The sequence below is a fragment of the Microbacterium sp. genome, from assembly GCF_051953575.1.
GTDB lineage: Bacteria > Actinomycetota > Actinomycetes > Actinomycetales > Microbacteriaceae > Microbacterium.
In genome coordinates this window covers 1-23,914 of record NZ_JBQCIP010000095.1, presented here as the reverse complement: position 1 = coordinate 23,914, position 23,914 = coordinate 1, and the positions used below count along the sequence as shown (strand labels likewise).

General features: G+C 72.6%; 21 protein-coding genes. 13 read left to right on the top strand and 8 right to left on the bottom strand.

From position 1 onward, the window contains the following. Positions 1-550: 550 nt before the first annotated feature. The 4 genes from ACTHNQ_RS06530 to ACTHNQ_RS06515 all read left to right on the top strand — a co-directional run bounded on the left by ACTHNQ_RS06530 (position 551) and on the right by ACTHNQ_RS06515 (position 2,077). A complete protein-coding gene (locus ACTHNQ_RS06530) occupies positions 551-967 on the top strand; it encodes a nitroreductase family deazaflavin-dependent oxidoreductase (RefSeq protein WP_440332146.1) in 417 nt (138 codons plus the stop codon). 79 nt (positions 968-1,046) lie between these two features. Next, on the top strand, positions 1,047-1,340 hold the full coding sequence (locus ACTHNQ_RS06525; RefSeq protein WP_026305760.1) for a GNAT family N-acetyltransferase: 294 nt from the start codon (positions 1,047-1,049) through the stop codon (positions 1,338-1,340). 96 nt (positions 1,341-1,436) lie between these two features. Further along, positions 1,437-1,670 carry a hypothetical protein gene (locus tag ACTHNQ_RS06520; RefSeq protein ID WP_440332144.1) on the top strand — a complete coding sequence of 78 codons (234 nt, stop codon included), beginning with the start codon at positions 1,437-1,439 and terminating at the stop codon, positions 1,668-1,670. After that, positions 1,670-2,077, top strand: a complete 408-nt coding sequence (locus tag ACTHNQ_RS06515) for a hypothetical protein (RefSeq protein WP_440332142.1) — start codon at positions 1,670-1,672, stop codon at positions 2,075-2,077. Before ACTHNQ_RS06520 ends, ACTHNQ_RS06515 begins: the two co-directional genes overlap by 1 nt. Here the strand turns inward: ACTHNQ_RS06515 and ACTHNQ_RS06510 are convergent. The 3 genes from ACTHNQ_RS06510 to ACTHNQ_RS06500 form a co-directional block, all read right to left on the bottom strand. Beyond that, positions 2,074-2,301 carry a hypothetical protein gene (locus ACTHNQ_RS06510; protein WP_440332140.1) on the bottom strand — a complete coding sequence of 76 codons (228 nt, stop codon included), beginning with the start codon at positions 2,299-2,301 and terminating at the stop codon, positions 2,074-2,076. The two genes, ACTHNQ_RS06515 and ACTHNQ_RS06510, sit on opposite strands and share 4 nt — an antisense overlap. Before the next feature lie 109 nt (positions 2,302-2,410). Further along, entirely contained in the window at positions 2,411-3,145 is a 735-nt protein-coding gene (locus ACTHNQ_RS06505; RefSeq protein ID WP_440332139.1) for an alpha/beta fold hydrolase, read from the bottom strand. Positions 3,146-3,147: 2 nt separating this feature from the next. Continuing rightward, positions 3,148-3,708, bottom strand: coding sequence for a hypothetical protein (locus ACTHNQ_RS06500; RefSeq protein WP_440332137.1), 561 nt, complete (start codon positions 3,706-3,708; stop codon positions 3,148-3,150). 119 nt (positions 3,709-3,827) lie between these two features. Here ACTHNQ_RS06500 and ACTHNQ_RS06495 point away from each other — a divergent pair, with 119 nt between their 5' ends. The 3 genes from ACTHNQ_RS06495 to ACTHNQ_RS06485 all read left to right on the top strand — a co-directional run bounded on the left by ACTHNQ_RS06495 (position 3,828) and on the right by ACTHNQ_RS06485 (position 9,070). After that, positions 3,828-4,976 (top strand): exonuclease SbcCD subunit D, encoded by a 1,149-nt coding sequence (locus ACTHNQ_RS06495; protein WP_440332135.1) that lies wholly within the window; start codon positions 3,828-3,830, stop codon positions 4,974-4,976. Then, a complete protein-coding gene (locus tag ACTHNQ_RS06490) occupies positions 4,973-8,017 on the top strand; it encodes an AAA family ATPase (RefSeq protein ID WP_440332134.1) in 3,045 nt (1,014 codons plus the stop codon). The genes ACTHNQ_RS06495 and ACTHNQ_RS06490 overlap by 4 nt, the downstream gene beginning before the upstream one ends. Before the next feature lie 204 nt (positions 8,018-8,221). Further along, the gene (locus tag ACTHNQ_RS06485) at positions 8,222-9,070 is read left to right on the top strand and encodes a GDSL-type esterase/lipase family protein (RefSeq protein ID WP_440332132.1); all 849 of its coding nucleotides are present in this window, start codon (positions 8,222-8,224) and stop codon (positions 9,068-9,070) included. Between the two features lie 85 nt (positions 9,071-9,155). On the opposite strand, the gene ACTHNQ_RS06480 is transcribed toward ACTHNQ_RS06485, so the two are convergent. Continuing rightward, positions 9,156-9,713 (bottom strand): phosphorylase family protein, encoded by a 558-nt coding sequence (locus tag ACTHNQ_RS06480; RefSeq protein ID WP_440332130.1) that lies wholly within the window; start codon positions 9,711-9,713, stop codon positions 9,156-9,158. Positions 9,714-9,801: 88 nt separating this feature from the next. Between ACTHNQ_RS06480 and ACTHNQ_RS06475 the strand changes: the two genes are divergently transcribed. After that, positions 9,802-11,337 carry an MFS transporter gene (locus ACTHNQ_RS06475; RefSeq protein ID WP_440332129.1) on the top strand — a complete coding sequence of 512 codons (1,536 nt, stop codon included), beginning with the start codon at positions 9,802-9,804 and terminating at the stop codon, positions 11,335-11,337. Positions 11,338-11,391: 54 nt separating this feature from the next. Here the strand turns inward: ACTHNQ_RS06475 and ACTHNQ_RS06470 are convergent, their stop codons facing one another. Continuing rightward, complete coding sequence (locus ACTHNQ_RS06470; RefSeq protein ID WP_440332128.1) at positions 11,392-12,888, bottom strand: lipase maturation factor family protein; 1,497 nt, start codon at positions 12,886-12,888, stop codon at positions 11,392-11,394. A gap of 4 nt (positions 12,889-12,892) precedes the next feature. After that, the gene (locus tag ACTHNQ_RS06465; RefSeq protein ID WP_440332126.1) at positions 12,893-14,368 is read right to left on the bottom strand and encodes a phytoene desaturase family protein; all 1,476 of its coding nucleotides are present in this window, start codon (positions 14,366-14,368) and stop codon (positions 12,893-12,895) included. Positions 14,369-14,508: 140 nt separating this feature from the next. Here ACTHNQ_RS06465 and ACTHNQ_RS06460 point away from each other — a divergent pair, with 140 nt between their 5' ends. Beyond that, entirely contained in the window at positions 14,509-15,093 is a 585-nt protein-coding gene (locus ACTHNQ_RS06460; protein ID WP_440332124.1) for a hypothetical protein, read from the top strand. A 29-nt stretch (positions 15,094-15,122) separates the two neighbouring features. Here the strand turns inward: ACTHNQ_RS06460 and ACTHNQ_RS06455 are convergent, their stop codons facing one another. Then, the gene (locus ACTHNQ_RS06455; RefSeq protein ID WP_440332122.1) at positions 15,123-17,183 is read right to left on the bottom strand and encodes an NAD(+) synthase; all 2,061 of its coding nucleotides are present in this window, start codon (positions 17,181-17,183) and stop codon (positions 15,123-15,125) included. A gap of 149 nt (positions 17,184-17,332) precedes the next feature. On the opposite strand from ACTHNQ_RS06455, the gene ACTHNQ_RS06450 reads away from it, so the two are divergent. From ACTHNQ_RS06450 to ACTHNQ_RS06435, 4 genes are all read left to right on the top strand, one after another. After that, positions 17,333-20,935 (top strand): TM0106 family RecB-like putative nuclease, encoded by a 3,603-nt coding sequence (locus tag ACTHNQ_RS06450; RefSeq protein WP_440332121.1) that lies wholly within the window; start codon positions 17,333-17,335, stop codon positions 20,933-20,935. A gap of 59 nt (positions 20,936-20,994) precedes the next feature. After that, entirely contained in the window at positions 20,995-21,315 is a 321-nt protein-coding gene (locus ACTHNQ_RS06445; protein ID WP_018172956.1) for a DUF3467 domain-containing protein, read from the top strand. An 81-nt stretch (positions 21,316-21,396) separates the two neighbouring features. Further along, the gene (locus ACTHNQ_RS06440; RefSeq protein WP_440332119.1) at positions 21,397-21,957 is read left to right on the top strand and encodes a hypothetical protein; all 561 of its coding nucleotides are present in this window, start codon (positions 21,397-21,399) and stop codon (positions 21,955-21,957) included. Beyond that, complete coding sequence (locus ACTHNQ_RS06435) at positions 21,954-23,231, top strand: type III PLP-dependent enzyme (RefSeq protein WP_440332117.1); 1,278 nt, start codon at positions 21,954-21,956, stop codon at positions 23,229-23,231. Before ACTHNQ_RS06440 ends, ACTHNQ_RS06435 begins: the two co-directional genes overlap by 4 nt. Before the next feature lie 76 nt (positions 23,232-23,307). Here ACTHNQ_RS06435 and upp read toward each other — a convergent pair. Beyond that, on the bottom strand, positions 23,308-23,914 hold a 607-nt coding region (gene upp, locus ACTHNQ_RS06430), incomplete at its 5' end, for a uracil phosphoribosyltransferase (RefSeq protein WP_440332116.1).

Sequence of the window (23,914 nt, the reverse complement as noted above, 5' to 3'; positions counted from 1 at the left end):
GCCGGGGTCTCGACGCGGGCGGGGTGGTTCACGGCGCGGAGGTGACGGACGGGGGCGGTGGCGGGACGGTCGAGGAGTGCGGTGGTCGACATGATGATGGTCCTTGCGGAAGGAACCCGTATGACGGTGGCGGGTTCGGATGTGCTGCGGCCCTGATCGGCCGGGAGCCCGGAGAGGGCGGTTGCCCGACGTTGGGCGGTGTGCGAAGCGGATCCGGGTGCGCGTGATCGACGCACAAGACCGGTGCTTCGGGGGACTCCATGCGATCCGTGTTCAGAAGCGGAGAAGGAGTCCGGCGGGTCACCGTGCTAGTGGCACATTCGACAACACATGACAGCGCGGCCGGCCATCATCATGCCGGCAGTCCTGTTCGCCTCCCAGGCGGACAGAGAAAGCGCGTTGTCAGTCATGAGGCCGATTATGACCGACTTTGTCGGAATACGTCAAATCGCTCGGATGCCGCGGCCCGAACGTGTCGGAATGTGACAGATTGCTCAGTCCTGCGTTCCGAACCCGGTAAGCGGGCTCTCGGCGCGGTTTACTGACAGGCGTGGCAACGCAACCCGGCCCGCTGAAGCGGTGGTGGCTCGACCTGATCCAACGCCGGCTGAACCCCTGGACGCTCGATCTCGCACGCGCCGGCCGCGGACCGTTCTCCCTCGTCCGGCACGTCGGCCGCAAGAGCGGCAAGACCTTCGAGACGCCCGTGATCCTCGGCGAGGCCGAGGGCGGGTTCGTCGCCGAGCTCACGTACGGGCCGGGCGTCAACTGGTACCGCAACATCGTGGCCGGAGGGGGAGCCGTGCTGCACCGACGACGGTGGTACCGCATCGTCGCCGTCGAGCCGTACCCGACGGCCGACGGCCGGCGGGCGTTCGGCCGCGTACCGCGCGTGGTGCTCGCCATCCTGCGCAGGCACGAGTTCCGCCTGCTCGTGGTCGAGCCGCTCGACACGCCTCCCGCGTGAAGACCCGAGCGTCTGGGGGATCGCCGCGACATCCGGTCCGCTGCGTCCCGGGGTGCTCGGGCGGGCGTACCCTGTGCGGGTGAGCGAGCTGCGTTTCTCGAACGAGCCGGATGCCTCGCGGTACACCCTGCACCGCGGCGACGACCTCGTGAGCGTCCTGGACTACCGCGACGACGGCCGGACCGTCGCCATGACCCGGGCCTACACCATCCCCACCTTCCGCGGGCACGGCTACGCCGGCGAGCTGGTGGGCCGCGCCGTCGCCGAACTGGAGAGCAGCGGCGACCGCCGGATCATCCCGGTGTGCTGGTACGTCGCGGACTGGTTCGACGAGAACCCCTCGCATCGCGGCATCCTGAACCCCCGCTCCTGACGACCGGCGCTCGCGCACGGCGTCGGACGCTCTTGTCAACCCCGTGTCGCCCCGACCCGGCTCGACGGACGCTGGAGGTCGACGAGAGGAGCGCGCATGCGACGCGAAGGACCCGGTGACGGAGAGCTTCCCGAGGGTGTGATCGATGCCGACCCCGCCGGCGGCTGGGAAGGCGTCCACGATGAGGAGTCGAGCGAGCGCGACGGCGCCGCTGCCGGACAGGGGCCCGATGCCGGACTGCAGCCGGACGACCCGGTCGAGGGCGAGGTGGCGCGGCAAGGGGCCGATCCGGATCTGGCGACCCCTTCCGACCGAGGGGAGGAGCCGTGATGAGCGGCGAGGCCGCGGACGCTCGCGACGGGCGGGACGAGGACCGCGACTCCGCGAACGAACCCAGTCATGAGGCCGTCGGGATCGGGGTCATCCATGACGAGCGCGCCGACGAGACGGCGACGGAAGCCGCCGGCGCGGAGCCGGCCGGCACGTCTGCGCCGGATGACGCTCTCGACGGGGATCAGGAGCGGCGCCTGCCGACGATGTCGCACGACCCCGCCACGCTCGACACCGTGTCGGGAGTCGTCGCCCAGACCCGGCAGGACACCGGCACAGCCCCGCGGGAACGGATCGTCGACGTTCTGCGCGACCGCCTGCAGCAGGCCGGCGTGGAGCTCGACGACGCGGAGATCGAGGAGCTCGCGCGCCAGGTGTCGACGGGCGACTCCGCCGACGCGGACTAGGCGGCCGCGGCGACGGACCGCTCGTGAGCGTGCAGCCCGATCGGGCGCGGCCACGCGGGCGCGGTCCGCACCGTGACGGCGGCCGTGCGTGGCGCTGCGGCGGCCGTCGGGCTCCACGGCGTGAGCGTGGACCGCTCGCGGATGGAGGCGAGGATGCGGCGCTCGTTCTCGCTCGTGCGGGTGTCGTGGCGGTACTGCTGTTCGGCGGCGTATACAGCGAACATGGCTTCCTCCGTTGGTCTCGACATGAGGAAACCTACGCGGGGGTTCCGACATTGCCGGGTCGGCCCGGCATGGCAGGAATCCGCCGTCAGAAGGCGGTTCGGACCGGCCTCACGTCCCGTCTGCCGCGAACGCCCTGATCAGGCGCGCGGCGGGTGCGGCATCCCGGATCATCGTCTCGTGACCGTGCCCGGCGATCTCGACCAGGCGGCCCTCGGGCAGCCCATCGGCCACACGCCGGCACCAGGGGCGCGGTGCCACCAGGTCGTCCTCCCCGCGGATGACGAGCGCCGGCACATGCGCCCGTGAGAGCACGTCCTCGGGGCGGTGGACGAGCATCGCGTGGAACTTGGCCCGCAGGCGCGGACCCGCCCGGAGGTACTCCCGCGCGCCGCGGCCGATCACGCGCGGGCTCTCGACGGCGATGTCGCGCAGCAGGCGCCACAGCTGACGCGGTGCCGTGCGCGCGGTCGGGTCGACCGTCGGGCCGACGAGCACGATCCGGTCGACGACGGCCGGATGCCGGACGGCCACCTCCAGCACCACCTGTGCGCCCATCGAATGCCCGATCAGCACGGCGGGCTGCGTCAGGTGCGCGCGCAGGTAGGCGGCGACGAGGTCGGCCGTGCGCTCCATCGTCAGCACGCGCGCGGGCTCCGGCGCCTCGCCGTACCCCGGCAGGTCCACCGCGATCGCCTCGCCGTCATGCAGGTGCCGGATCAGATCGGCGAAGACGCTGCGGCCCATGCCGATGCCGTGCACCAGCACGTAGACCGGCCCGCCGCGTCCGTGGCGCTCGACGACCAGCGTCGCGCCGCCGTGCGCGAACCGCTCCACCGCCGGCATGCTCAGGCGGCGCCCGGCTGATCGCGGAGGCCGACGCGATCGGGGATGTCGAACTGCACCCGGGGCAGCCACGACGACGGCTCCGGCCACGGCCGCGAGGCGGGAAGTGCGCGCAGCCGCGCCCGCACGGCTGCGCCGGACGCCTCCACGGGCAGCACGCGGGACGGCGCGTGGTGGGCGAGCGCGCCGAGCCACCAGTGCCGCCAGGTCCCCTCGATCGCCTCCGGCCCCGCGACCAGGTAGTAGTCGGGCATCACGGCCCCACCCGACGCGAACAGCGACAGCATCGCCTCGATCTCGGCCTCGAGCGTCCCGAGGGTCGCGCGCTCCTCGTACAGCTCCACCCAGGCGGCCGCGACGTGCACGAGCGGGTCGGCGTCGTGGACGACATAGGGGAGCGAGACCGACGTCACGAGGTGCGCGGCCGCCGTCGGCTCGGCGTAGCGCAGCGATACGGCGACGAGCGCGGGAAGATCGGCGAGCCCCGTCAGCAGCTCGTCGCTGTCGGCGCCGACGAGCGCGACGACGGTCGCCAGCGGGGCAGGATCCGGGATGTGCGCCATGCTCCACGATACGTCCGGCACCCGGCGGTCGGGCGGGGCATCGCCGCGCGTGCCGGGGTTTCGGGACGAGCGCGGCGTTCCTCGGCGGGGATGTCCGAGCCCGAACGTACGGTGGCTGCATGCGGATCCTGCACACCTCGGACTGGCACATCGGGCGGTCGTTCCACGGCCACGCCACGCTCGATGCGCTCCGCGGTGTGCTCGCGGCGCTGACCGCGCAGGTGCGCGAGCACGAGGTCGACGTCGTGATCGTCGCGGGCGACGTGTTCGACTCCGCGACGCCGGCGGCCGGTGCGTACACGCTGCTCACGGACGCCCTGCGCGACATCGCCGACACCGGCGCCACCGTCGTCGTCACGAGCGGCAACCACGACTCGGCCGCGCGTCTCGGATTCCAGTCCGGCCTGCTGCGCGACGGGGTGCACGTCCTCACCGATCCGGCGGCGATCGGGACGCCGGTCACCGTGCACGACGAGCACGGCCCCGTGCACGTGTACGGCATCCCGTTCCTCGAGCCGGTGCTGATGCGCGGCGAGTGGCCGGGGGTGCGCTCGCAGGCCGATGTGCTCGCGCGCGCCATGGACATCGTGCGGGCCGATGCCGCCGCCCGCGGCGGTCGCACGGTCGCGGTCGCACACTGCTTCGCCGCGGGGGTCGAGCCCACCCCGCACCTCGAGCGCGACATCCAGCAGGGCGGCCTCGACATCGTGCCGCTGTCGACCTTCGACGGCGTCGACTACATGGCGCTCGGGCACATCCACGGACGCCAGCAGCTGGCGCCGAACGTGCGGTACGCGGGCGCGCCGCTGCACTACAGCTTCGACGAGGGCCACAAGCCGCGCGGCTCGTGGCTCGTGCAGCTCGACGCCGACGGGCTCGGCGAGGTCGAATGGATGCCGCTCCCGGTGCCGCGTGCCCTGGTGACGCTGACCGCGACCCTCGACGAGCTGCTCGCCGACGAGCGCTTCGCCGCCCACAGCGACGACTGGGTGCGGGCGGTCTACACCGACGCGCTGCCGCAGCGCGACCCGATGCGCCGGCTGCTCGCCCGCTTCCCCTTCTGCGCCGAGGTGCGGCACACGCCCCCGGCGGGCGGGGCCGCTGTGGCACGCACCTACGCCGAGCGGGTGCGCAGCGCCCGCAACGACGCCGAGCTCGTCGACGCGTTCCTCGCGCACGTCCGCGACGGCGAGGGCGCCTCGGGCCGCGAGACCGAACTGGTGCGAGACCTGCTCGACGAGCGCGTCCGGGCGGAGGCCACGGCGTGAGGCTGCACCGGCTGGAGCTCACGGGGTTCGGTCCCTTCCGCGAGATGCAGACGGTCGACTTCGAGGCGTTCGAGCGCGACGGCATCTTCCTCATCACCGGGCGCACGGGCGCCGGCAAGTCGAGCATCCTCGACGGCGTGTGCTTCGCCCTGTACGGGAGCGTCCCCCGCTACGACTCGGGCGACAAGCGGCTGCGCAGCGACCACTGCGAACCCGAGGATCCGACCGAGGTGCGGCTGGAGTTCACCGTCGGCGACCGCCGGTGGCGGGTGACGCGGGCTCCCGACTACCAGCGACCCGCCCGACGGGGCGGCGGACTGACGACCGAGCCGACGCGCGCCGAGCTCGAGGAGCTCGTCGACGGCCAGTGGGTCGGCCGTGCGGCAAAGCCGCGCGACGTCGGCCTGCTCCTCGACGAGGTGCTCGGGCTCAACGCACAGCAGTTCCAGCAGGTCATCCTGCTCGCGCAGAACAAGTTCTCGCGCTTCCTGCTGGCCTCCGGCGGGGAACGGCAGTCGCTGCTGCGGGCACTGTTCGGCACACGCCGCTACGAGGAGTACACGCGCGAGATCGGCGAGCGCAGCAAGCAGGCCCAGCTCGAGGTCGACGCCCTCGGCGAGCGGGCCCGGACGCTCCTGGATCAGGCCGAGCGGCTCGTCTCGACGAGCGACCTCGGTGCCCCCGCAGAGGCCGCCGACGGGGGCGACGAGACGATCGCCGCCGAGTCGCCGCAAGACCTGGCCGCACGCCGCGACGCCGTCGAGCGGGCCGTCCAGCGGGCGGCGTATCGCCTCGAGACCGCGAGCCATCAGCGGATCGACGCGGAGTCCGCGCGCGCCGAGGCCGAGGCGGCGCACGCGGCGGTGGTCGCGCTGGCGAAGTCGCAGGCCGAGCTCGCCCGGGCCCGCGACCGGCTCACGGCGCTCGAAGACGCGGCCGAGCGCATCGCGGAGGATCGTGCGACGCTCGACGAGGCCCGCGTCGCCGAGGGTCTCCGTGCGCCGCTCGACACCGCCCGCCGTGCGGAATCCGCCGCCGCGATGACCGCCGAGGCGGCGGCGTCGGCCGATGCGGCATGGCAGCGCGCGGCCGAAGAAGCCGGGTTCGACCCGACCGCCGAGCTCGCGACGATCGTGGAGCAGCTCACCGGCGACCTCGCCGTGTGGACGGCGGCGCTGGCGCACGAAGCGGCCCTGTCGGGGCATCGGGACGAGCGGGAGCAGGCGGCCGCGGAGGTGGTGCGCCTCGAAGCCGACGTCCTCGCGCTCGACGCGCAGCGCGCCGCCGTGCCTGCCGAGCTGGCCCGCCTCGACACCGAGCTGGCCGAGGCGCGGGAGCAGGCCGCGCTGGCGGATCCGGCCAAGGCGCGCCGAGCTGAGATCGCCGATCGCCTCGCCGCGGCGAACGAGGCCGAGGCTCTCGTCAAGACGCGGCAGGCGGCCGAGCGGGCGCACCGCGACGCCGCTGCCGCTGCGGCGGCCACGGCCGCGAACGTCGCCGCCCTCCTGCAGCGCCGGCTCGACGGATATGCCGGCGAGCTCGCCACTCATCTCGTCGACGGCCAGGCGTGCGCCGTGTGCGGTGCGACCGAGCACCCTCACCCGGCCGAGCCCGCCGCCGAGCCGGTGACGGACGAACTGCTGGCAGACGCCGAGGCCGCGCGTGATGCCGCGGCGACCGCTGAGCGCGCCGCTTCCGACGCCGCGCGCATCGCACGCGAGCGTCATGCCGCCGCGGCCGGCCGTGCGGGCGGCGAAGGGGTCGAAGCGCTCCAGCACTGGCTCGCCGATGCCGATGCCGAGGTCGAGGCGGCCCGACGCGCGACCGCGCACCGCGACACGCTGGCGTCCCAGCGTGCGCAGTTGGTCGCGCTCGCCGCCGAGGCCGAGGAGTCGCGGGCCACGCTCGCCGAGTCGCTGACCGCGGCGCGCGCCCGGGTCGCGGCGCTGACCGCCACCGTCGAGGCCGAGAGCGCCGCGGTCGACGACGCCCGCGGCACGTATGACACGGTCGCCGCGCGGGTCGCGCACACCACGTCGGTCCGGGATGCCGCCCGCACCGCATTGCGCGCGCGAGACGACCACGCGCGCGCCGAAGATGCCCGCGCGGACGCGCGGGCAGACCTCGACACGCGTCTTGCGGCGTCGCCCTTCCCCGATGCCGAGGCCGCCGCGGCTGCCCTGCGCGACCCCGCGGTCGTCACCCGTCTGTCCGCGGACCTCGCCGAGCACGACGCCCAGCTCGCCGCCACCCGCGCCCGCATGCTCGAACTCGAGCTGGAACTCGCGGGCGCACCGGAGGAGCGGGTCGACACGACCGAGTCGCAGGCCGCGCTCACCGCCGCCGACCAGGCGCGCACCGCCGCGCTGCAGGCGGAGCACGCCGCGCGCTCGCAGGTGACGGCCCTGCGCGACCTCGGGCTGCAGATCGATGACGCGTACGCCGGCATCGGAGTGCGCGCCGACGAGGCCGCCGCGATCACCCGCCTGGCAGACACGCTCGCCGGCCGCGCCCCCAACACGATGAAGATGGACCTCGAGACGTTCGTGCTCGCGGCCGAACTCGAAGAGATCGTGGCCGCCGCGAACACCCGCCTGGCCGACATGTCGTCGGGGCGCTACCGACTGCAGCACACCGACGCCCGTGCGGCGAGGGGGGCGGCATCCGGGCTCGGGCTCGAGATCCTCGACGGATTCACCGGGCAGGCGCGGCCCGCGCAGTCGCTGTCGGGCGGCGAGACGTTCCTCGCGTCCCTGTCGCTCGCGCTCGGGCTCGCCGAGGTCGTGACCGCGCGTGCCGGCGGGGTGCGCCTGGACACCCTGTTCGTCGACGAGGGCTTCGGCTCGCTCGACGACGACACGCTCGATCTCGCCATGCGCACGCTCGACGAGCTGCGGCAGGGCGGGCGCACCGTCGGCGTCATCAGCCACGTGGCGGCGATGCGAGAGCAGCTGCCCGCACAGCTCGCGGTCGAGGCGACACCGCAGGGGCCGAGCGTCATCAGCCAGGCAGCCGTCGCCGTCGCGGTCGCCGTCGCCTGACGGCGTCAACCACTCGTCGTCACCCGCATGCCGCGCTGCGGGCCGCAACCGGAAGAACTCCCACTGTCGCGACGGCGATACACGGGTGTATCGTTCGCGGCAGATCGCTTCCTGGGGGATACGCGATCCCGCCCGCACCGCCGGTCACGCCGGCCACGGCTCCTGCCGCGCCTTCACCCGTCACGACGACGTACGGAGTCGACCATGCACTCGTCCATCGGGGCGCGCCGCGCCCTCGCCGCGCTGGCGGCATCCGCTCTTCTGCTCGCCGGGTCGCTGGTCTCGGCGTCCGCCGCGAACGCTGCACCGCCGCCCGCCCAGGTCGTGAGCATGGCTGCGCTCGGCGACTCCATCTCGCAGGCCGCCATGACGTGTTCGAGCCTCACGTCGTGTCCCGCCAACAGCTGGAGCACCGGTTCGACGACGTCGGTCAACTCGCACTATCTGCGGCTGCGGGCCGCCGGTGCGACGGGGCTGGTCGCCTACAACGACGCCGTGTCGGGCGCCGCGTCCGGTGCGCTGCCCGCGCAGGCGCAGAAGGCGGTCACGCAGGGCGCCCAGTACGTCACGATCGAGATCGGCGCCAACGACGCCTGCACCAGCACGGTCGCCGGCATGACCCCGACCGCGACCTTCAAGGCGAACGTGCAGGCCGCGCTCGCCGCGCTTGCCGCAAGTCCGTCGTCGCCGGAGATCTTCGTCGCCAGCATCCCGAGCCTTCAGCGCATGTACGACCTCAACAAGGGGAGCAGCACGGCCCGGTTCGTGTGGGCGCTTCTGGGCACGTGCAAGTCGATGCTCGCGAACCCGACCAGCACCGCCGCGGTCGACGTGCAGCGTCGCGCAGCCGTGCAGCAGCGCGTGAACGAGTTCAACCAGGCGCTGTCCGAGGCGTGCGGGGCGACGGCCAAGTGCCGGTACGACGGCGGCGCGGTCGCGAACTACGCCTTCGTGAAGTCCGACATCTCCACGCGGGACTACTTCCACCCATCACTGTCGGGGCAGGCCACGCTGGCGGCCCTCACGTGGGCGAAGACGCAATGGGTGTCGTGAGCGCCTGAAGGACGGCACTCGTGCTGAGCGAGGCACGAGACGAAGCGCCACTCGTCGGCGTCTGACCCCGCAGTGCAGGGCGGGGTCAGACGCCGTATTCGTCGCGGACGTGGTCGCGCAGCTGGTGGCTGCACGCGGTCACGGCGGCGTGCCAGTCGGTGATCGCACCGTCCTGCGCGCGGTCCGACACGGCCTTGAACACCCGGATCGGCACGCCGAAGCGCTGCGCCACCCAGATGTAGGCGTAGGTCTCCATGTCGACCAGGCCCGCGCCGAGCGGTCGGATCACCGCGACCGCCTCGGCGTCGTCGACGAAGTGGTCGCCCGTGGCGATCGTCACGCCGTCGCGGCCGACCTCGACGTGGCTCGGCAGCGACACGTGCTGGCCGACGATGCCGTCGATGTCGGTGACGTCGTGCTGGATGGCGGTCGAGATCTCGTAGACGGATGCCTCCAGCCGCGCGTCGATCGCCCCGGCGGTGCCGACCACCACGATCTCGTCGTAGCTCTCGGCGTCCAGGGCGCGGGTGAGTGCGTAGGTCGCCTGCAGCTTGCCGGGACCGGTGACGAGCCGTGCGAATCCGGGCAGTTCGGGCTCGAAGGCGACGAGCTCGGATTCGAGGGCGGCGACGAGAAGTCTCATCCGACCATTCTCGCCGTCCGGGCGCCGTCGCGCATCGCAGCGCATGCCTGACCGCCGATCGCGCGACCGCGGGGATAGCCTGAAGTGGATGTCGACCTCAGATCAGTCCCGTTCTGGCAAGGCAGCTGCGGTGCCGGTGACCACCGCCGTGATCCCGCTCAGCTCGGGGGCGCGCTGGCGGGCCTTCTGGGTGTGCGCGGCGGTCGCCGCCATCACGATCCTCGACATGACGAAGGTCAACGTCGCGCTGCCGTCGATCGGCGAGGTGCTCGGCGCCGGTTCCACCGAGCTGCAGCTGATCGTGTCGGGCTTCGTGCTGACGTTCGGGCTCACCCTCGTGCCGATGGGGCGCCTGGGCGATCAGCGGTCGCGCCGCACGCTGTTCGTCGTCGGCCTGTCGCTGTACACGCTGACGAGCATCGCGTGCGCGCTCGCGCCGACGGCGGGGTTCCTGCTGGTCGCGCGTCTGCTGCAGGGGGTCGCGGCGGGCGTGCAGATGCCGCAGGTCATCGGCATGACCCAGGAGCTCTTCCAGGGCAAGCAGCGCGGCCGCGCGTTCGGCCTCTTCGGCGCGACGATCGGGGTCGCGACGGCGTTCGGTCCGACGCTCGGCGGCCTGCTGATCGCCCTCGGCGGCCCGACCGACGGCTGGCGGCTGATCTTCTGGATGAACGTGCCGCTGTGCCTCATCGCGATCGCGTTGGCGCTGTGGCTGCTGCCCGACACGCGCACTCGGTCTCAGCGGCCGGTGCAGCTCGACCCGATCGGCGTCGTGCTGTTCGGCCTCAGCGTCATCTCGCTGATGTGGCCGTTCCTGTTCACGACCGGCGCGCCGACCGACAACCCCGCGCGGTGGTGGATGCTCGCCGCGTTCGCCCTGTTCGTCTCGGCGTTCATCGCGTGGGAGCGCCGGTACGCCTCGCGCGGTCGGAGTCCGCTGCTGCCGCTGGGGCTGTTCAATGTCGAATCGTTCCGCAACGGCACACTGCTGCAGACCGCATACTTCACCGCCACGCCCGCGATGTTCCTCGTGACGACGCTCTACCTGCAGCTCGGGCTCGGGCTCGCACCGGTGTACGCCGGCATGGTGTCGATCGGGTTCGCCCTGGCCAGCGCTGTCACCTCGTGGGTCGGCGGCAATCTCGTGAGCACGCGCGGTCGCGTCGTCGTGGTGTGGGGCCTGGTCGGGATGCTGCTGTGCGTGGCGGGTCTCGTGCTCACCGCGCTGTACAGCGATCCGGCATGGACGCCGTACATCGCCGCGGTGGTCATGACGGTCGGCGGCGCGGGCGGCGGCCTGGTCATCGCGCCGAACCAGACTCTGACGCTCGCCGACATCCCCGTCAAGCAGGGCGGACTCGCGGGGTCGGTCGGCCAGCTCGGCCAGCGCATCGGCGCCGCCGTGGGCACAGCCGTCGCCCTGTCGATGTTCTACGCGGCGATCTACCGCGAGTCCGGATCGCACGACGACCTGGTGGTGTTCCACGACGCGTACGCGTTCGGGATGCTGTCGGTCGGCGTCTTCCTCGCGCTCGCGTTCCTCGTGGCGATCGTCGACCTCACTGCGCGTCGCAACCGGCGCCGGGTCGCGGTCGAGGCCGGCGCCGACACGCCTGTGCCCTGAGCGCAGGCGAAGGTGGCACTCGGGGCTGCCTCCTGACGTGTCCGCCGCATGCGGTCAGCGCCGCAGCGCCGCGGGACCCAGCACCGGCCGCCGGTCATCGCGCACCCAGCGGGCCCGGGTCCGTCGGAACTCCGCGCGTGTGGTGAACCGGTAGCGGTACGAGACGGCGCGCACCCACCGCGGGCGCTCGCCGGCGAACGGGTCGTGCGCGAGCAGGCGCAGGGTGGCGGCATCCGCCTCCAGCAGCTTCACGAGGAACGCCGTGAACCAGTCGTCGAGCGACCGCCCGAGCGGCAGGAACCACATCAGCCAGTCCAGGCGCAGATGGTACGGCGCGAACTGCCGGGGGATGCGGTGGACCTCGCCCGGCTTGCCCTTGAACTCGTACTCGTGCCACGTGGCCGTCTGCGGGTCGTCGTCGACGGTGCCCTCCACGACGATCTCGATGCGCTCCTTCGTGACCGTTCCGAACGCGCCGTAGGCGTTCGCCAGCTGCCAGCGGTTGAAGCTCGCGTTCATGAGCTGGCGGCGGGCGAACAGGTTCCGCAGCGGCGCCCAGCTGAGCCACACGTACAGCAGCCCGACCGCGCACGTCACGACGACCCAGTACAGCGGGAGACCGGATGCTTCGTCTCGTCCCTCGCTCAGCACACGTGCCGCACCGCCGGCATCCGCTCCGCCGATGCCGGGCAGCCCGATGGCCGAGAAAGCCAGCACGATCGTCATCCAGTTCAGCCACGCGAAGTTGCCGGTGAGCACGAGCCACAGCTGGGTCGCGATCACGATCGCCGCGGCGACCGCGCCGACGATCGCGGGAGCCGGACCGGGCACCCACAGCCCGAGCAGCGGCGCGAAGAGCAACCCCGGCACGACGAGCTGTGCGAAGTGGTTGCCGAGCACCTCGCCCTTGTGGAACCAGCGAGGGAGCAGGTGCGCCTGCCGGCTCAGGGGTCCCGGCATGGGCTGCGTCTCGTGGTGGTAGGTCAGCGCCGTGAGGTCGCGCCACTCGCGCCCGCCGCGGATCTTGATCATGCCGGCGCCGAACTCCAGCCGGAACACCAGCCACCAGAACAGCACGATGACCACCGTCGGCGGCGGCTGGTCGTCCGAGCCGAGGAACGCCGCGAGGAACCCGGCCTCCAGCAGCAGCATCTCCCACCCGAAGCCGTAGAACGTCTGGCCGATCGACGTGATCGACATGTATCCGAGCCACAGCGCGAGGAAGCACAGCATCGGCACCCACGGCGGACCCAGCTGCGGGATGCCGGCGGCCAGTGCGCCGGCCACCGCCACCCCGCCGACGCACAGGGCGACCAGGCGACGGTCGGTGTACCGGAGGTAGCGGAACACGGTGGGGTGCAGCATCCACTTCCGTCGCCCGGGCGCGTGCGCCCAGGCGAGGAGGTCGGGAGCGGGGAGCAGGCCGCGCTCGCCGAGGAGCGGGCGGAACTGGTTCAGCGTCGAGACGAAGGCCACGACGTACAGCGCGGCGATGCCCCGCTGCAGCACCTGCCGTGCGAACTCGAAATCGACCGCCGCGAGTGCGTCCATCGGGTCACGTCCCGAAGAGGTCCTCGAGCTCGTGGCGCTCGCCGAGTCCGCGTCGTGCGGCGTCGTGCATCGCCTGCCGGGCCGCGTACCAGCCGGGCATGCCGGTGACCCCGGGGCCGGGCGGCGTGGACGCGGATGCGAGGTAGACGCCCCGCAGCGGGGTGCGCCACGGCGTCGTCGACACCACCGGACGGCGGAACGCCTGCGCGAACGTGAAGGCGCCGCCGAGGATGTCGCCGCCGATGTCGGACGGGTTGAACGCCGAGCGCTCGGCCGCCGTCATCGCGTTGCTCGCCAGGATGTGACGGCGGAACCCGGGTGCGAACCGCTCGACCTGTCGCACCACGAGCTCGGTGGGGTCGAGGGTCGAGCCGGACGGCACGTGGATGTACGCCCACAGCACGTGCTTGCCGGCCGGTGCCCGGGACGCATCGAGCACGCTGGGCTGGACGGCCAGCACGTAGGGCCGTTCGGTCAGGGAGCCGCGGGCGACGGCGTTCTCGCTCGCCTCGATCTCTTCGCGGGTCCCGCCCACGTGCACGGTGGGCGAGAGCGCCACGTCCGGGTGCGCCCACGGCACGGGGGCATCGAGGGCGAAGTCGACCTTGGCGGCCGCCGCTCCGTAGCGGTAGCGGCGGATCGCCTCCCGATACTGCGGCGGCAGGCCGGGATGCGTCAGCAGCAGTCGCGGCGTCGTGTCGAGAAGCAGCAGGTCGCCGGCATCGGGATCGCCCCAGTCGAGCCCGGAGAGGTCGGCGACGTGATGACGCGTCTCGACGGTGCCGCCGTGCGCGTACAGATCGGCCACCAGCGCGTCGGCTATCATCTGCGCGCCGCCGCGGGGGAACGCCCAGCCGTCGGCCGTGTGCGCGTGTGCGGCCAGGAACAGCCCCGAGGCCGCCGCCCCCAGCGACGGCAGGCGCGTGTTCGCGTGCGCCAGCACGCCGGCCAGCAGCGCGTTCGCCTCCTCGGTCGCGAACGTGCGACGGCCGAGTGGCGACCCGAGCTGCAGTGCGCGCAGTCCGAACCGCACGGCGGTGACGGGATGCCGCGGCACCCGCAGCAGCTGCGACCCGGTGAAATCGACCAGCGCCCCGAGGTGACGGCTCAGCGGTCGCACGACGGCGCGCCAGGCGCGCGCGTCGCGCCCGAGGGCGTCGGCGGTGCGCTCCAGGTCGCGCCAGGCGATCGCGGCGCGCCCGCCGTCCAGCGGCTGCGCGTACGACGCGCGCGGATGCACCCACCCGATGCGCTCGCCGAGCCCGAAGGCCCGGAAGAACGGCGACGACAGTGCCGCGGGGTGCACGGCCGAGCCGACATCGTGGTGGAAGCCCGGAAGCGTCAGCGGCGCGGTCCGGGTGCCGCCTCCGACGGTCGAGGATGCCTCGAGCACCCGCACGTCGTACCCCGCCCGGGCGAGCGCGACCGCAGCCGCGAGACCGTTCGGCCCGCTCCCGACCACCGTCGCCTGCCTGGTCATGACCCCATCCTCGCACCGGTTCCGCGGCATCGCGGATCCCCCTTGCGCTCGCCGTGATCGTCTGGGCGTGGCGAGCTTCCCCCCGCCGCGCGCCCGGGACAGGATGGAGGCGCGGACGGCCCGCGGAGAGCAGGTGGATCATGCAATCGGTGCTTCTGGACACTCCGGACGGAATCACGGCGCGACTGGGCTGGGACCCCAAGCTCCCCGAGCACGACCGCAAGCGACTGCTCGCCAAGGAACTCGTGGCGGCGCGTCTCGGCGTCGAGCCGAAGGACGTCCGCGTCGAGCGCGAGGCCCCCGGCACCTTCGGCTTCCACACGCAGCTGATCGCCGAGGTGGCGGGCGAAGAGGTGCCGCTCAAGATCCGCAACGCCAGCTTCCGCGCGGCGACCGTCGTCGCCATCGTCGATCCGGCCGTGCAGCTCGGGATCGACCTGCGCGACGGCCACCCCGACGAGAACGAGCTGCACATGATGCAGCGACACTCGCACCTGTTCACGGCCGACGAGGGCGATCTGCCCAAGCTGCTCGCGCACTGGACCCGCGTGCAGGCGGTGCGCGACGCCGACGGCCGCGGTGCCCGCGTCGCCGCCGATCACGTGCGGCTCGACAGCCCGCTCGCGAAGGGCTGGATCCCCGACCGCAAGGTGCAGTACCGGCTCGCCGACGTGTCCCGCGACAGCTGGATCATCACGCTCGCGTACGCGCAGGCCCCGGCCTGATCAGCCCGGGGCCGATCAGACCCTGCCCGTCAGTCCTCGACGAGGTCGGGGAGCGCCGCCGCGAGCTCGGCGAGCCACGCGCGCGCGTTGCCGTCGGAGGGGGCGCGCCAGTCGCCCCGCGGTGACAGCGACCCGGCGGGCGACACCTTGGGGCCGTTGGGGATCGCCGAGCGCTTGAACTGCGCGAACGCGAAGTAGCGCTTCAGGAACACCTGCAGCCACTTCGCGACGGTCGGCAGGTCGTACGCGTAGCGGTCGTCGTCGGGGAATCCCGGAGGCCACGCGCCGGCCTCGGCGTCGCGCCACGCGTGTTCGGCGAGGTAGGCGATCTTCGACGGCCGGAAGCCGAAGCGCAGGATGTGGAACAGCGCGAAGTCGTGCAGCGCGTACGGTCCGATGCGGTCCTCGGTGGACTGCATCTTCCCGTCCTGCCCCGCGGGCACGAGCTCGGGTGAGATCTCGGTGTCGAGCACCGACTGCAGCACCGCGGCCTCGGTCTCGTCGACGCCCTCGCCGTGCGCGATCACCCAGCGGATCACGTGCTGGATCAGGGTCTTCGGAACCCCGGCGTTCACGGCGTAGTGGCTCATCTGGTCGCCGACGCCGTAGGTCGCCCAGCCGAGCGCGAGCTCGGACAGGTCGGACGTGCCGATCACCATGCCGCCGTGGTGGTTGGCGAGCCGGAAGAGGTAGTCGGTGCGAAGGCCCGCCTGGACGTTCTCGAACGTCACGTCGTGCACCGGCTCGCCGTCGGCGAACGGGTGGCCGAGGCGCTGCAGCATCTCGGTCGCGGCGGGGCGGATGTCGATGGTCTCGATCGACGCGCCCACGGATTCGGCGAGCGCGATCGCGTTCGACTTGGTGTGGTCGCTCGTCGCGAACCCGGGCATCGTGTAGGCGAGGATGTCGCTGCGCGGGCGGTCCATGCGGTCCATCGCCCGAGCCACGACGAGCAGCGCGTGCGTCGAGTCGAGCCCGCCGCTGACGCCGATGACGGGCTTCGGGTCGCCGATCGCCCGCATGCGCTGCACGAGCCCCGAGACCTGGATGTTGAAGGCCTCGTAGCAGTCCTGCGCGAGGCGCGCGGGGTCGTCGGGCACGAACGGGAACCGGTCGAGCGTGCGCATCAGGCCGACGTCGGCGCGCGGCGGGTCGAGCCGGAAGTGGACGGTGCGGAACTCGGCGTCGACGCCGCTCGTCCGGCGGTTGTCGTCGAAGGTGCCCTGGCGCAGGCGGTCCTGACGCAGCCGGTCGAGGTCGACGTCGGCGATCGAGTGGCGCGGCCCGTCGGGGAACCGCTCGGTCTCGGCCAGGAGGTTGCCGCCCTCGTAGATCATCGTCTGGCCGTCCCACGACACGTCGTTCGTGGACTCGCCGGTGCCCGCGGCCGCGTAGGCGTACGCCGCCAGGCAGCGCAGCGACTGGGACTGCACGAGGTCCTTGCGGTCCTCGGCGCGGGCGATCGTGATCGGGCTGCCGCTGAGGTTGAGCAGCACCGAGGCGCCGGCGAGCGCGGCGCGCGACGACGGCGGGATCGGAACCCAGACGTCCTCGCACACCTCGGCGTGCACCACCAGGCCCGGCACGTCCAGCGACTCGAACAGCAGGTCAGGGCCGAAGGGCGCTTCGAGCTCGCCGACGCGGATGTCCTGCCCCGACTGGTCGTCGCCGGGGGCGTACCAGCGCCGTTCGTAGAACTCGCGGTAGGTGGGCAGGTACGACTTGGGGGCGACGCCCAGCAGCTCGCCGCGGTGGATCACGACCGCGCAGTTGTAGAGCCGGTTGCGGTGGCGCAGCGGCGCGCCGACGACGAGCACCGGGAGAAGATCCGCGGATGCCTCGACCAGCCGCTCGACCGCGTCCACGACGGCATCCAGCACGGGGTCCTGCATCACGAGGTCGTCGATCGCGTAGCCGGTGAGGCACAGCTCCGGGAACACCGCGACCGCGACGGCGTCCGCGTCGCACGCGCGTGCGCTGTCGAGCACGGCCTCGGCGTTCGTGGCCGGGTCGGCGATCGCGACCGGGATCGTGCATGCCGCGACGCGGGCGAACCCGTGCCGGTACGCGCTCTCGAAGGGCAGGCTCATGCGTCCAGTCTGGCAGGTGGGGACGACGCCGCGCCCGGCCGTCCGGTGTTGTCGTAGGGCGCGGCTACTGTCGGATTGGGCCCACGCGCCCCGAGGCTCCGCGCAGCGCGAAGCGATGCGTGGAGAGGGCGTGGGGAGAAGGGGAGGGCATGCGATACATCGAGGGCGAAGGCCGGATCGTCTGGAGCGCGAGCGACCTCAAGGCCGCCGCCGAGTGCGAGTTCGCGTGGCTGCGGGCGATCGACGCGCGGCTGGGCAGGGTCGCGGCGGTCGAAGAGCCCGAAGACCTGACGCTCGAGCGGGCCGGGCGCCTCGGCACCGTGCACGAGCGGCGCGTGCTGGCCGACTACGTGGCGCGGTTCGGCGATCGCGTGGTCGAGATCCCCGAGACGCGATCGACGGATGCCGCCGCCCTCGCCGACGCGGTGGCCCGGACGAACGCGGCCCTCGCCTCGGACGCCGAGGTCGTCTACCAGGCCGCCTTCTCGACCCACTCGTTCGTCGGGTTCGCCGACTTCCTGGTGCGCGACGCCGAGGGCCGCTGGCTGGTGCAGGACACCAAGCTCGCGCGCCACGCCCGTGTCACGGCCCTCATGCAGCTCGCCGCCTACGTCCACCAGCTCGACCGGCTGGGCGTGCCGCGGTCCGATCGCGTGCAGCTGCTGCTCGGCGACGGGAGTGTCAGCGAGCACGAGGTCGACGACCTGCTGCCGGTGTTCGAGCTGCGCCGGGAGCGCCTGGCGGCGCTCGTGGCCGATCGCCGTCTGGACCTGGGGGCCGCCGGCGAGCCGATCGCATGGGGCGATCCGCGCGGCGACCTCGGCGTGATGGCGTGCGGCCGCTGTGCGACATGCGACGCCGAGGTCGTGGCATCCCGAGATCTGCTGCTCGTGGCCGGTATGCGTCCCGTGCAGCGCGAGCGGCTGCACGGGGGCGGTGTCGAGACCATCGAGCAGCTCGCAGAGGCCCCGGCGGCGCCCGCCGGCATGAACCCCGATGTCTTCGCGTCGCTGCGCACGCAGGCGCGACTGCAGCTGCTCAGTCCCGCTGGCACGCCGCCCCTGGTCACGCCGAAGCAGACGACCGAGATCGTGGAGGCCGCCGTCCTCGGCGGCGACGGCGGTGTCGTCGTCGCCGTCGCGGAAGAAGCGCCGGTCGCCCCGCCGATGCCCGTGTACGAGGTCGTCGCGCCGAAGGCACTGGGTGCGCTGCCCCGTCCCGACCACGGCGATCTGTTCTTCGACTTCGAGGGCGACCCGCTGTACACCGAGCCGCCCGTGCCGGGCGAGCCCACGCAGTGGGGTATCGACTACCTGTTCGGCTGGGTCGACACCCGCGAGCAGTACACGCCCCTGTGGGCGCACAGCTTCGCGGAGGAGCGGCGGGCCCTCGAGGTCTTCCTCGACCTCGTCAACCTGCGCCGGCAGCAGTTCCCGGGCATGCACATCTACCACTACGCGCCGTACGAGCCGACGCACCTGCTGGCGATGGCGGCACGTCATGGTGTGCGCGAGGCCGACGTCGACCGGCTGCTGCGTGACGGGGTGTTCGTCGACCTGTACCCGATCGTCCGCCGCGCCCTGCGGGTCGGCTCGCGGTCGTACTCCATCAAGAAGCTCGAGCCGCTGTACATGGGCGACGAGGTGCGCACCAGCGACGTGCAGAAGGGCGACGACTCGATCGTCCGCTACGTCGAGGCGCGGGCGCTGCAGGCGGACGGCGACGAAGCGGCCGCGGGGCTCGTGCTCGACGACCTCGCCGACTACAACCGCTACGACTGCGTCTCGACGCGACGGCTGCGGGACTGGCTGGTCGACCGCGCGCGCGAGGCGGATCTGCGCCCGTCCACGGACCCTGAGCCGGACGAGCGCGCATACGAGCCGTCGCCGCGCGCCACGATGCTCGACAAGCTCGCACAGGAGCACCCCGTCGACTCCGACGCCGGCCGGTCGCTTCGGCTCGGCGCGGCCGCGATCGACTACTACCCGCGTGAGGCGAAGTCGTTCTGGGCCACCCACTTCCTGCGGCTGCGCGAACCCGTGTCGCTGTGGGACGAGAATCGCGCTGTCGTCGTCGTGGACCGCGCCCGCAGCACGGTGCGCGAGGACTGGCACTTCGCCGAGAGCGGGCGCGGCGGCGAGCGGCGCACGATCGAGATCCACGGCGATCTCGCCCCGGGCACACGGCTCAGCGAGGGGACGAACCCGTTCGCGCTGTACGAGCTGCCGGCGCCGTACCCGTTCGAGGCACGCGCACGATGGATGCACTCGTACCGGTCGGTGACCGTCATCGAGGTGCTCGACGACGGCGCCGTGATCGAAGAGACCGCGGTGGACGGCGTGACCTGGAGCGAGCTGCCGCTGGCGCTCACGCCGCAGGCCCCGCCCAGTGCCGGCAACCAGCAGTCGGCGATCGATGCGTGGGCGGATGCCGTCATCGCGGCCGCACCCGAGCTGCCGGCCGATCCCGCGACCGACATCCTGGCCCGCCGCGCTCCGCGCACGCTCACCGGCGCACTGCCTGAGGCGGGCGACGACATGGTCGACGCGATCGCGCGTGCGGTGCGCGACCTCGACCGCAGCTACCTCGCCGTGCAGGGTCCCCCGGGCACCGGAAAGACCTACGTCGGCTCGCACGTGATCGCCCGCCTCGTGCGGGATCACGGGTACAAGGTCGGCGTGGTCGCGCAGGGCCATGCCACCATCGAGCAGCTGCTCGACCGGGTCATCGCGGCCGGCGTTCCGGCCTCGCAGGTCGGCAAGGCGCCGAAGGACCCCGCGGCGGAGCACCTGTTCACGGTGCTGCCCAAGAACGGCGTCGCGGCCTTCACCGCCGAGCACGAGCGCGAGGGCTACGTCATCGGCGGCACCGCGTGGGACTTCAGCCATGAGGGTCGCGTGCCGCGCGGCAGCCTCGACCTGCTCGTCGTCGACGAGGCGGGGCAGTTCTCGCTCGCCTCGACCATCGCCGTGTCGCTCGCGGCGCCGAGGCTGCTGCTGCTGGGCGACCCGCAGCAGCTGCCGCAGGTCAGCCAGGGCACGCACCCCGCCCCCGTCGACACCTCGGCACTCGGCTGGGTCATGGACGGCGCCGACGTGATCCCGCACGAGTTCGGGTACTTCCTCGCGCAGACCCGCCGCATGCGGCCCGAGGTCGCGGCGACCGTCTCGACGCTGTCGTACCGCGGCGAGCTCGAAGCGCATCCGTCGACGGCGCTGCGCCGGATCGACGGCATCCGGCCCGGTCTGGTGCCCGTCCCGATGCGCCACCACGGCAACGCGACGCAGTCCCCCGAAGAGGCGGCCGAGGTCGCGCGGATCGTCGGCGATCTCGTCGGCCGTGCCTGGACCGACGCGCGCACCGACGACACCGACGGGGTGTCCGTCGCCCTGCAGCCGCGCCCGCTCCAGCAGAGCGACCTCATCGTGGTGACGCCGTACAACGCGCAGCAGGTCGCGGTCGAAGAGGCGCTCGCCGCCGCGGGCTTCCCGGACGTGCCGGTGGGGACGGTCGACAAGTTCCAGGGCAAGGAGGCCGCCGTGGCGATCGTGTCGCTCGCGGCGTCGAGCGGGCGCGATGCGCCGCGCGGACTGGAGTTCCTGCTGCTGCGCAACCGTCTCAATGTCGCGATCTCGCGGGCGATGCACACCGCGTACGTCGTCTATTCGCCCGGGCTGCTCGACGACCTTCCGTACACCCCCGAGGGCGTGGCACGACTGAGCGGTTTCGCGCGGCTCGTCGACAGCGACTGAGCACCGCCGCCCGTTAGAATCGCGCACACCGCCGGGACGAACTGGCAGAAGGAGCCCGCATGGCCGAGGACGCACCACGCCAGTTCGAGATCGACCTGCCGCCCGAGCTCATCGGCGGCGCCTACGCCGACTTCGCGAACGTCTGGCACACGCCGACGGTGTTCGTCATGGACTTCCTGACGCTCGCCCAGCCGCCTCGCGAAGACGTCGACGCCGAGACCGGGCAGCGCCACACGGTGGTGCCGGCCCGCGTCGTCAGCCGCATCCGGATCCCTCCCGAGCAGGTGTTCGAGCTCGCGAAGGCGCTGACCCAGCAGCTGGAGTTCTGGGAGCGCGAGACCGGGCGCCGCAACCCGCAGGAGCCGCAGCTGGGCGACTGAGCGCCCCGCGGCACGTGCGCCGCCGTGCTCCGGTATCACCGTGAGCGGTCGTTCCTCCTCTCTCACACGAGGGGGAACGACATGACCACGATCGAGCAGCCGTTCGCCGGGGCGACCGCCCCGGAGCGCACGGCCGACGACAGGACGGAGCCTGCACGTCGCAGGCTGGTGTTCTGGATCGTCCGCTATCTGCCGGCAGAACTCGTCGGGACAGCCGCCATGGTGATCGCCGGCATGCTCGCCACGATGTGGACGGATGCGCCGGCGCTCGTCGCGCTCGCGGCCCTCGTGGGCGAGATCATCGGCTTCTACTTCGTGCTGGCCGTCACCATCTACCTCGAGCAGTCGCAGGTCGCCGCCACGCGGCGGGGCGCGATCGGACGCACGGCCGTGCTTCTGGTCGCCGAGTTCGGTGCTGCCGAGCTGCTCGACACGCTGCTCGTGCGCCCCGCCGCGCTCCTGCTGGGCGTCTGGTTCATCCCCGATCCCGTGTGGGGCATGCTCGTCGGCAAGATCGCCGCCGACATCGTGTTCTACGCGATCGCGGCGGGCTCGTTCACCTTGACCGCCAAGACCGGCCTGCGCGACGGATCGCGCAAGCGCACCGGTGCTCCCGAGACAGCGCCGGGGGTGGCCCCATGACCGCGCAGGGCGTCGAGGCGGCGCTGCGCGCCCCGCACCCGGCACCGTCGCTCGACGAGCGGCGGAGGCGTGAGGCATCCGCACTCCTCTCGACGGTGGCGGCGCGCGCGGCGCTCGCGCTGCACGGCACGCCGTTGCTGCTGCTCGAACCCGACCGGGTGCGTCGGCAGTACGCGCGGCTGCGGCGGGCGCTGCCGTTCGTCGGCTTCCACTACGCCGTCAAGGCGCTCGCCCATGACGCGGTGCTCGCGGCCCTGGACGACGCCGGTTGCGGATTCGACATCGCGACGGGCGAGGAGCTCGGGATGCTGACCTGCCGGGGTGTCGCGGCGGACCGGATCATCCACACGCATCCGATCAAGAAGCCCGCCGAGATCGCCGAGGCGCTGGCGGCCGGAGTGCGCACGTTCGTCGTCGACAACGACGTCGAGATCGACAAGTTCCGCGGAGCCCCGTGCGACACCCGGCTGCTCGTGCGGCTGGCGTACCGCAGCCCGCACGCGAAGAGCGACCTGTCGAGCAAGTTCGGCGTCGGCCCGTTCGAGGCGGCACGGCTCGTCGAGCACGCGGTCGCCGCTGGGGTGCGGGTCGCGGGCTTCAGCTACCACGTCGGCAGCCAGCTCGACGATCCGGCACGGTTCGCCGCCGCAGCCGCCGAGACGCTCGAGCTGATGGCGGTGCTCGAACGGCGGCTGAAGGTGCGGTTCGACACGCTCGACATCGGCGGCGGGCTGCCCGCCTCGTACGACTCCGAGGCCGCCGAGATCGAGGACGTCGCCGCCGTCCTGCGCCCGGTGCTCGCACCGCATGTGCGCCGGCTGCGGGTCATCGCCGAGCCGGGCCGGGTGCTCGTCGCCGACGCCATGACGCTCGTGACGAGCGTCGTCGGCATCGCCGAGCGCGGCGACGGCCGCTGGTACTACGTCGACGACGGGCTGTACGGGGCGTACTCGAACGTGCTCACCGAGGACGTCCATCCGCTCGTGTTCGCCGGGGACGACCTGGGCGCAGGCACGCGCGAGACCGCCGACCACCGCTGGGCGACCCTCGGCGGGCCCACGTGCGACTCGTCCGACGTCATCGCGCGCGATGTGCTGCTGCCCGAGCTGTCGGTCGGCGACCTGCTTGTCAGCCCGACGATGGGCGCCTACACGACCGTGACGGCGACCCGCTTCAACGGGCGGCCGCTGACGCCCATCGCCGCACTCGACCGTCCTGCGACGACGGCCGAGGTCGCTGTGGCCGCGGACGTGCGCCGCGTGCCGATCGTATGACCCTCGCCCACCGCCCACCCGGTGTGGGACCGGACCGGGCGGAATCGGATGCCGCGGCCCGCGGCATCCGTCGCCGTCAGACGGTGCCGTACAGGCGGTCGCCGGCGTCGCCGAGGCCGGGCACGATGTAGCCCTTCTCGTTGAGCTTCTCGTCGAGCGCGCCCAGGACGAGCGTGACGTCGCGGCCCGCGACCTGCTTCTCGATCGCGGCCACGCCCTCGGGGGCGCCGAGGATGCAGATCGCCGTGACGTCCTGCGCACCGCGCTGGAACAGGAAGTCGATGGCGGCGCCGAGCGATCCGCCCGTGGCGAGCATCGGGTCCAGGACGAAGCACTGCCGGTCGCTGAGGTCGTCGGGGAGACGCTCGGCGTACGTCGACGGCTCGAGCGTCTCGTGGTCGCGCACCATGCCGAGGAAGCCGACCTCGGCGGTCGGGATGAGCTTGACCATGCCTTCGAGCATGCCGAGGCCGGCGCGCAGGATCGGCACGACGAGCGGCCGCGGGTCGTCGATGCGGACGCCCGTCGTCGTCGTGACGGGCGTCTGGATCTCGATCGGCGCGACGCGCACGTTGCGGGTCGCCTCGTACGCGAGCAGTGTCACGAGCTCTTCGGTGAGCTGACGGAACACCGGCGACGGCGTGCGCTGGTCGCGCAGCACCGTGAGCTTGTGAGTGATGAGA

Coding starts and splice junctions, on each gene's coding strand:
- ACTHNQ_RS06520 (WP_440332144.1), top strand. CDS start 1,437: ATGCGACGCGAAGGACCCGGTGACGGAGAGCTTCCCGAGGGTGTGATC.
- ACTHNQ_RS06515 (WP_440332142.1), top strand. CDS start 1,670: ATGAGCGGCGAGGCCGCGGACGCTCGCGACGGGCGGGACGAGGACCGC.
- ACTHNQ_RS06510 (WP_440332140.1), bottom strand. CDS start 2,301: ATGTTCGCTGTATACGCCGCCGAACAGCAGTACCGCCACGACACCCGC.
- ACTHNQ_RS06505 (WP_440332139.1), bottom strand. CDS start 3,145: ATGCCGGCGGTGGAGCGGTTCGCGCACGGCGGCGCGACGCTGGTCGTC.
- ACTHNQ_RS06500 (WP_440332137.1), bottom strand. CDS start 3,708: ATGGCGCACATCCCGGATCCTGCCCCGCTGGCGACCGTCGTCGCGCTC.
- ACTHNQ_RS06495 (WP_440332135.1), top strand. CDS start 3,828: ATGCGGATCCTGCACACCTCGGACTGGCACATCGGGCGGTCGTTCCAC.
- ACTHNQ_RS06485 (WP_440332132.1), top strand. CDS start 8,222: ATGCACTCGTCCATCGGGGCGCGCCGCGCCCTCGCCGCGCTGGCGGCA.
- ACTHNQ_RS06480 (WP_440332130.1), bottom strand. CDS start 9,713: ATGAGACTTCTCGTCGCCGCCCTCGAATCCGAGCTCGTCGCCTTCGAG.
- ACTHNQ_RS06475 (WP_440332129.1), top strand. CDS start 9,802: ATGTCGACCTCAGATCAGTCCCGTTCTGGCAAGGCAGCTGCGGTGCCG.
- ACTHNQ_RS06470 (WP_440332128.1), bottom strand. CDS start 12,888: ATGGACGCACTCGCGGCGGTCGATTTCGAGTTCGCACGGCAGGTGCTG.
- ACTHNQ_RS06465 (WP_440332126.1), bottom strand. CDS start 14,368: ATGACCAGGCAGGCGACGGTGGTCGGGAGCGGGCCGAACGGTCTCGCG.
- ACTHNQ_RS06460 (WP_440332124.1), top strand. CDS start 14,509: ATGCAATCGGTGCTTCTGGACACTCCGGACGGAATCACGGCGCGACTG.
- ACTHNQ_RS06455 (WP_440332122.1), bottom strand. CDS start 17,183: ATGAGCCTGCCCTTCGAGAGCGCGTACCGGCACGGGTTCGCCCGCGTC.
- ACTHNQ_RS06450 (WP_440332121.1), top strand. CDS start 17,333: ATGCGATACATCGAGGGCGAAGGCCGGATCGTCTGGAGCGCGAGCGAC.
- ACTHNQ_RS06445 (WP_018172956.1), top strand. CDS start 20,995: ATGGCCGAGGACGCACCACGCCAGTTCGAGATCGACCTGCCGCCCGAG.
- ACTHNQ_RS06440 (WP_440332119.1), top strand. CDS start 21,397: ATGACCACGATCGAGCAGCCGTTCGCCGGGGCGACCGCCCCGGAGCGC.
- ACTHNQ_RS06435 (WP_440332117.1), top strand. CDS start 21,954: ATGACCGCGCAGGGCGTCGAGGCGGCGCTGCGCGCCCCGCACCCGGCA.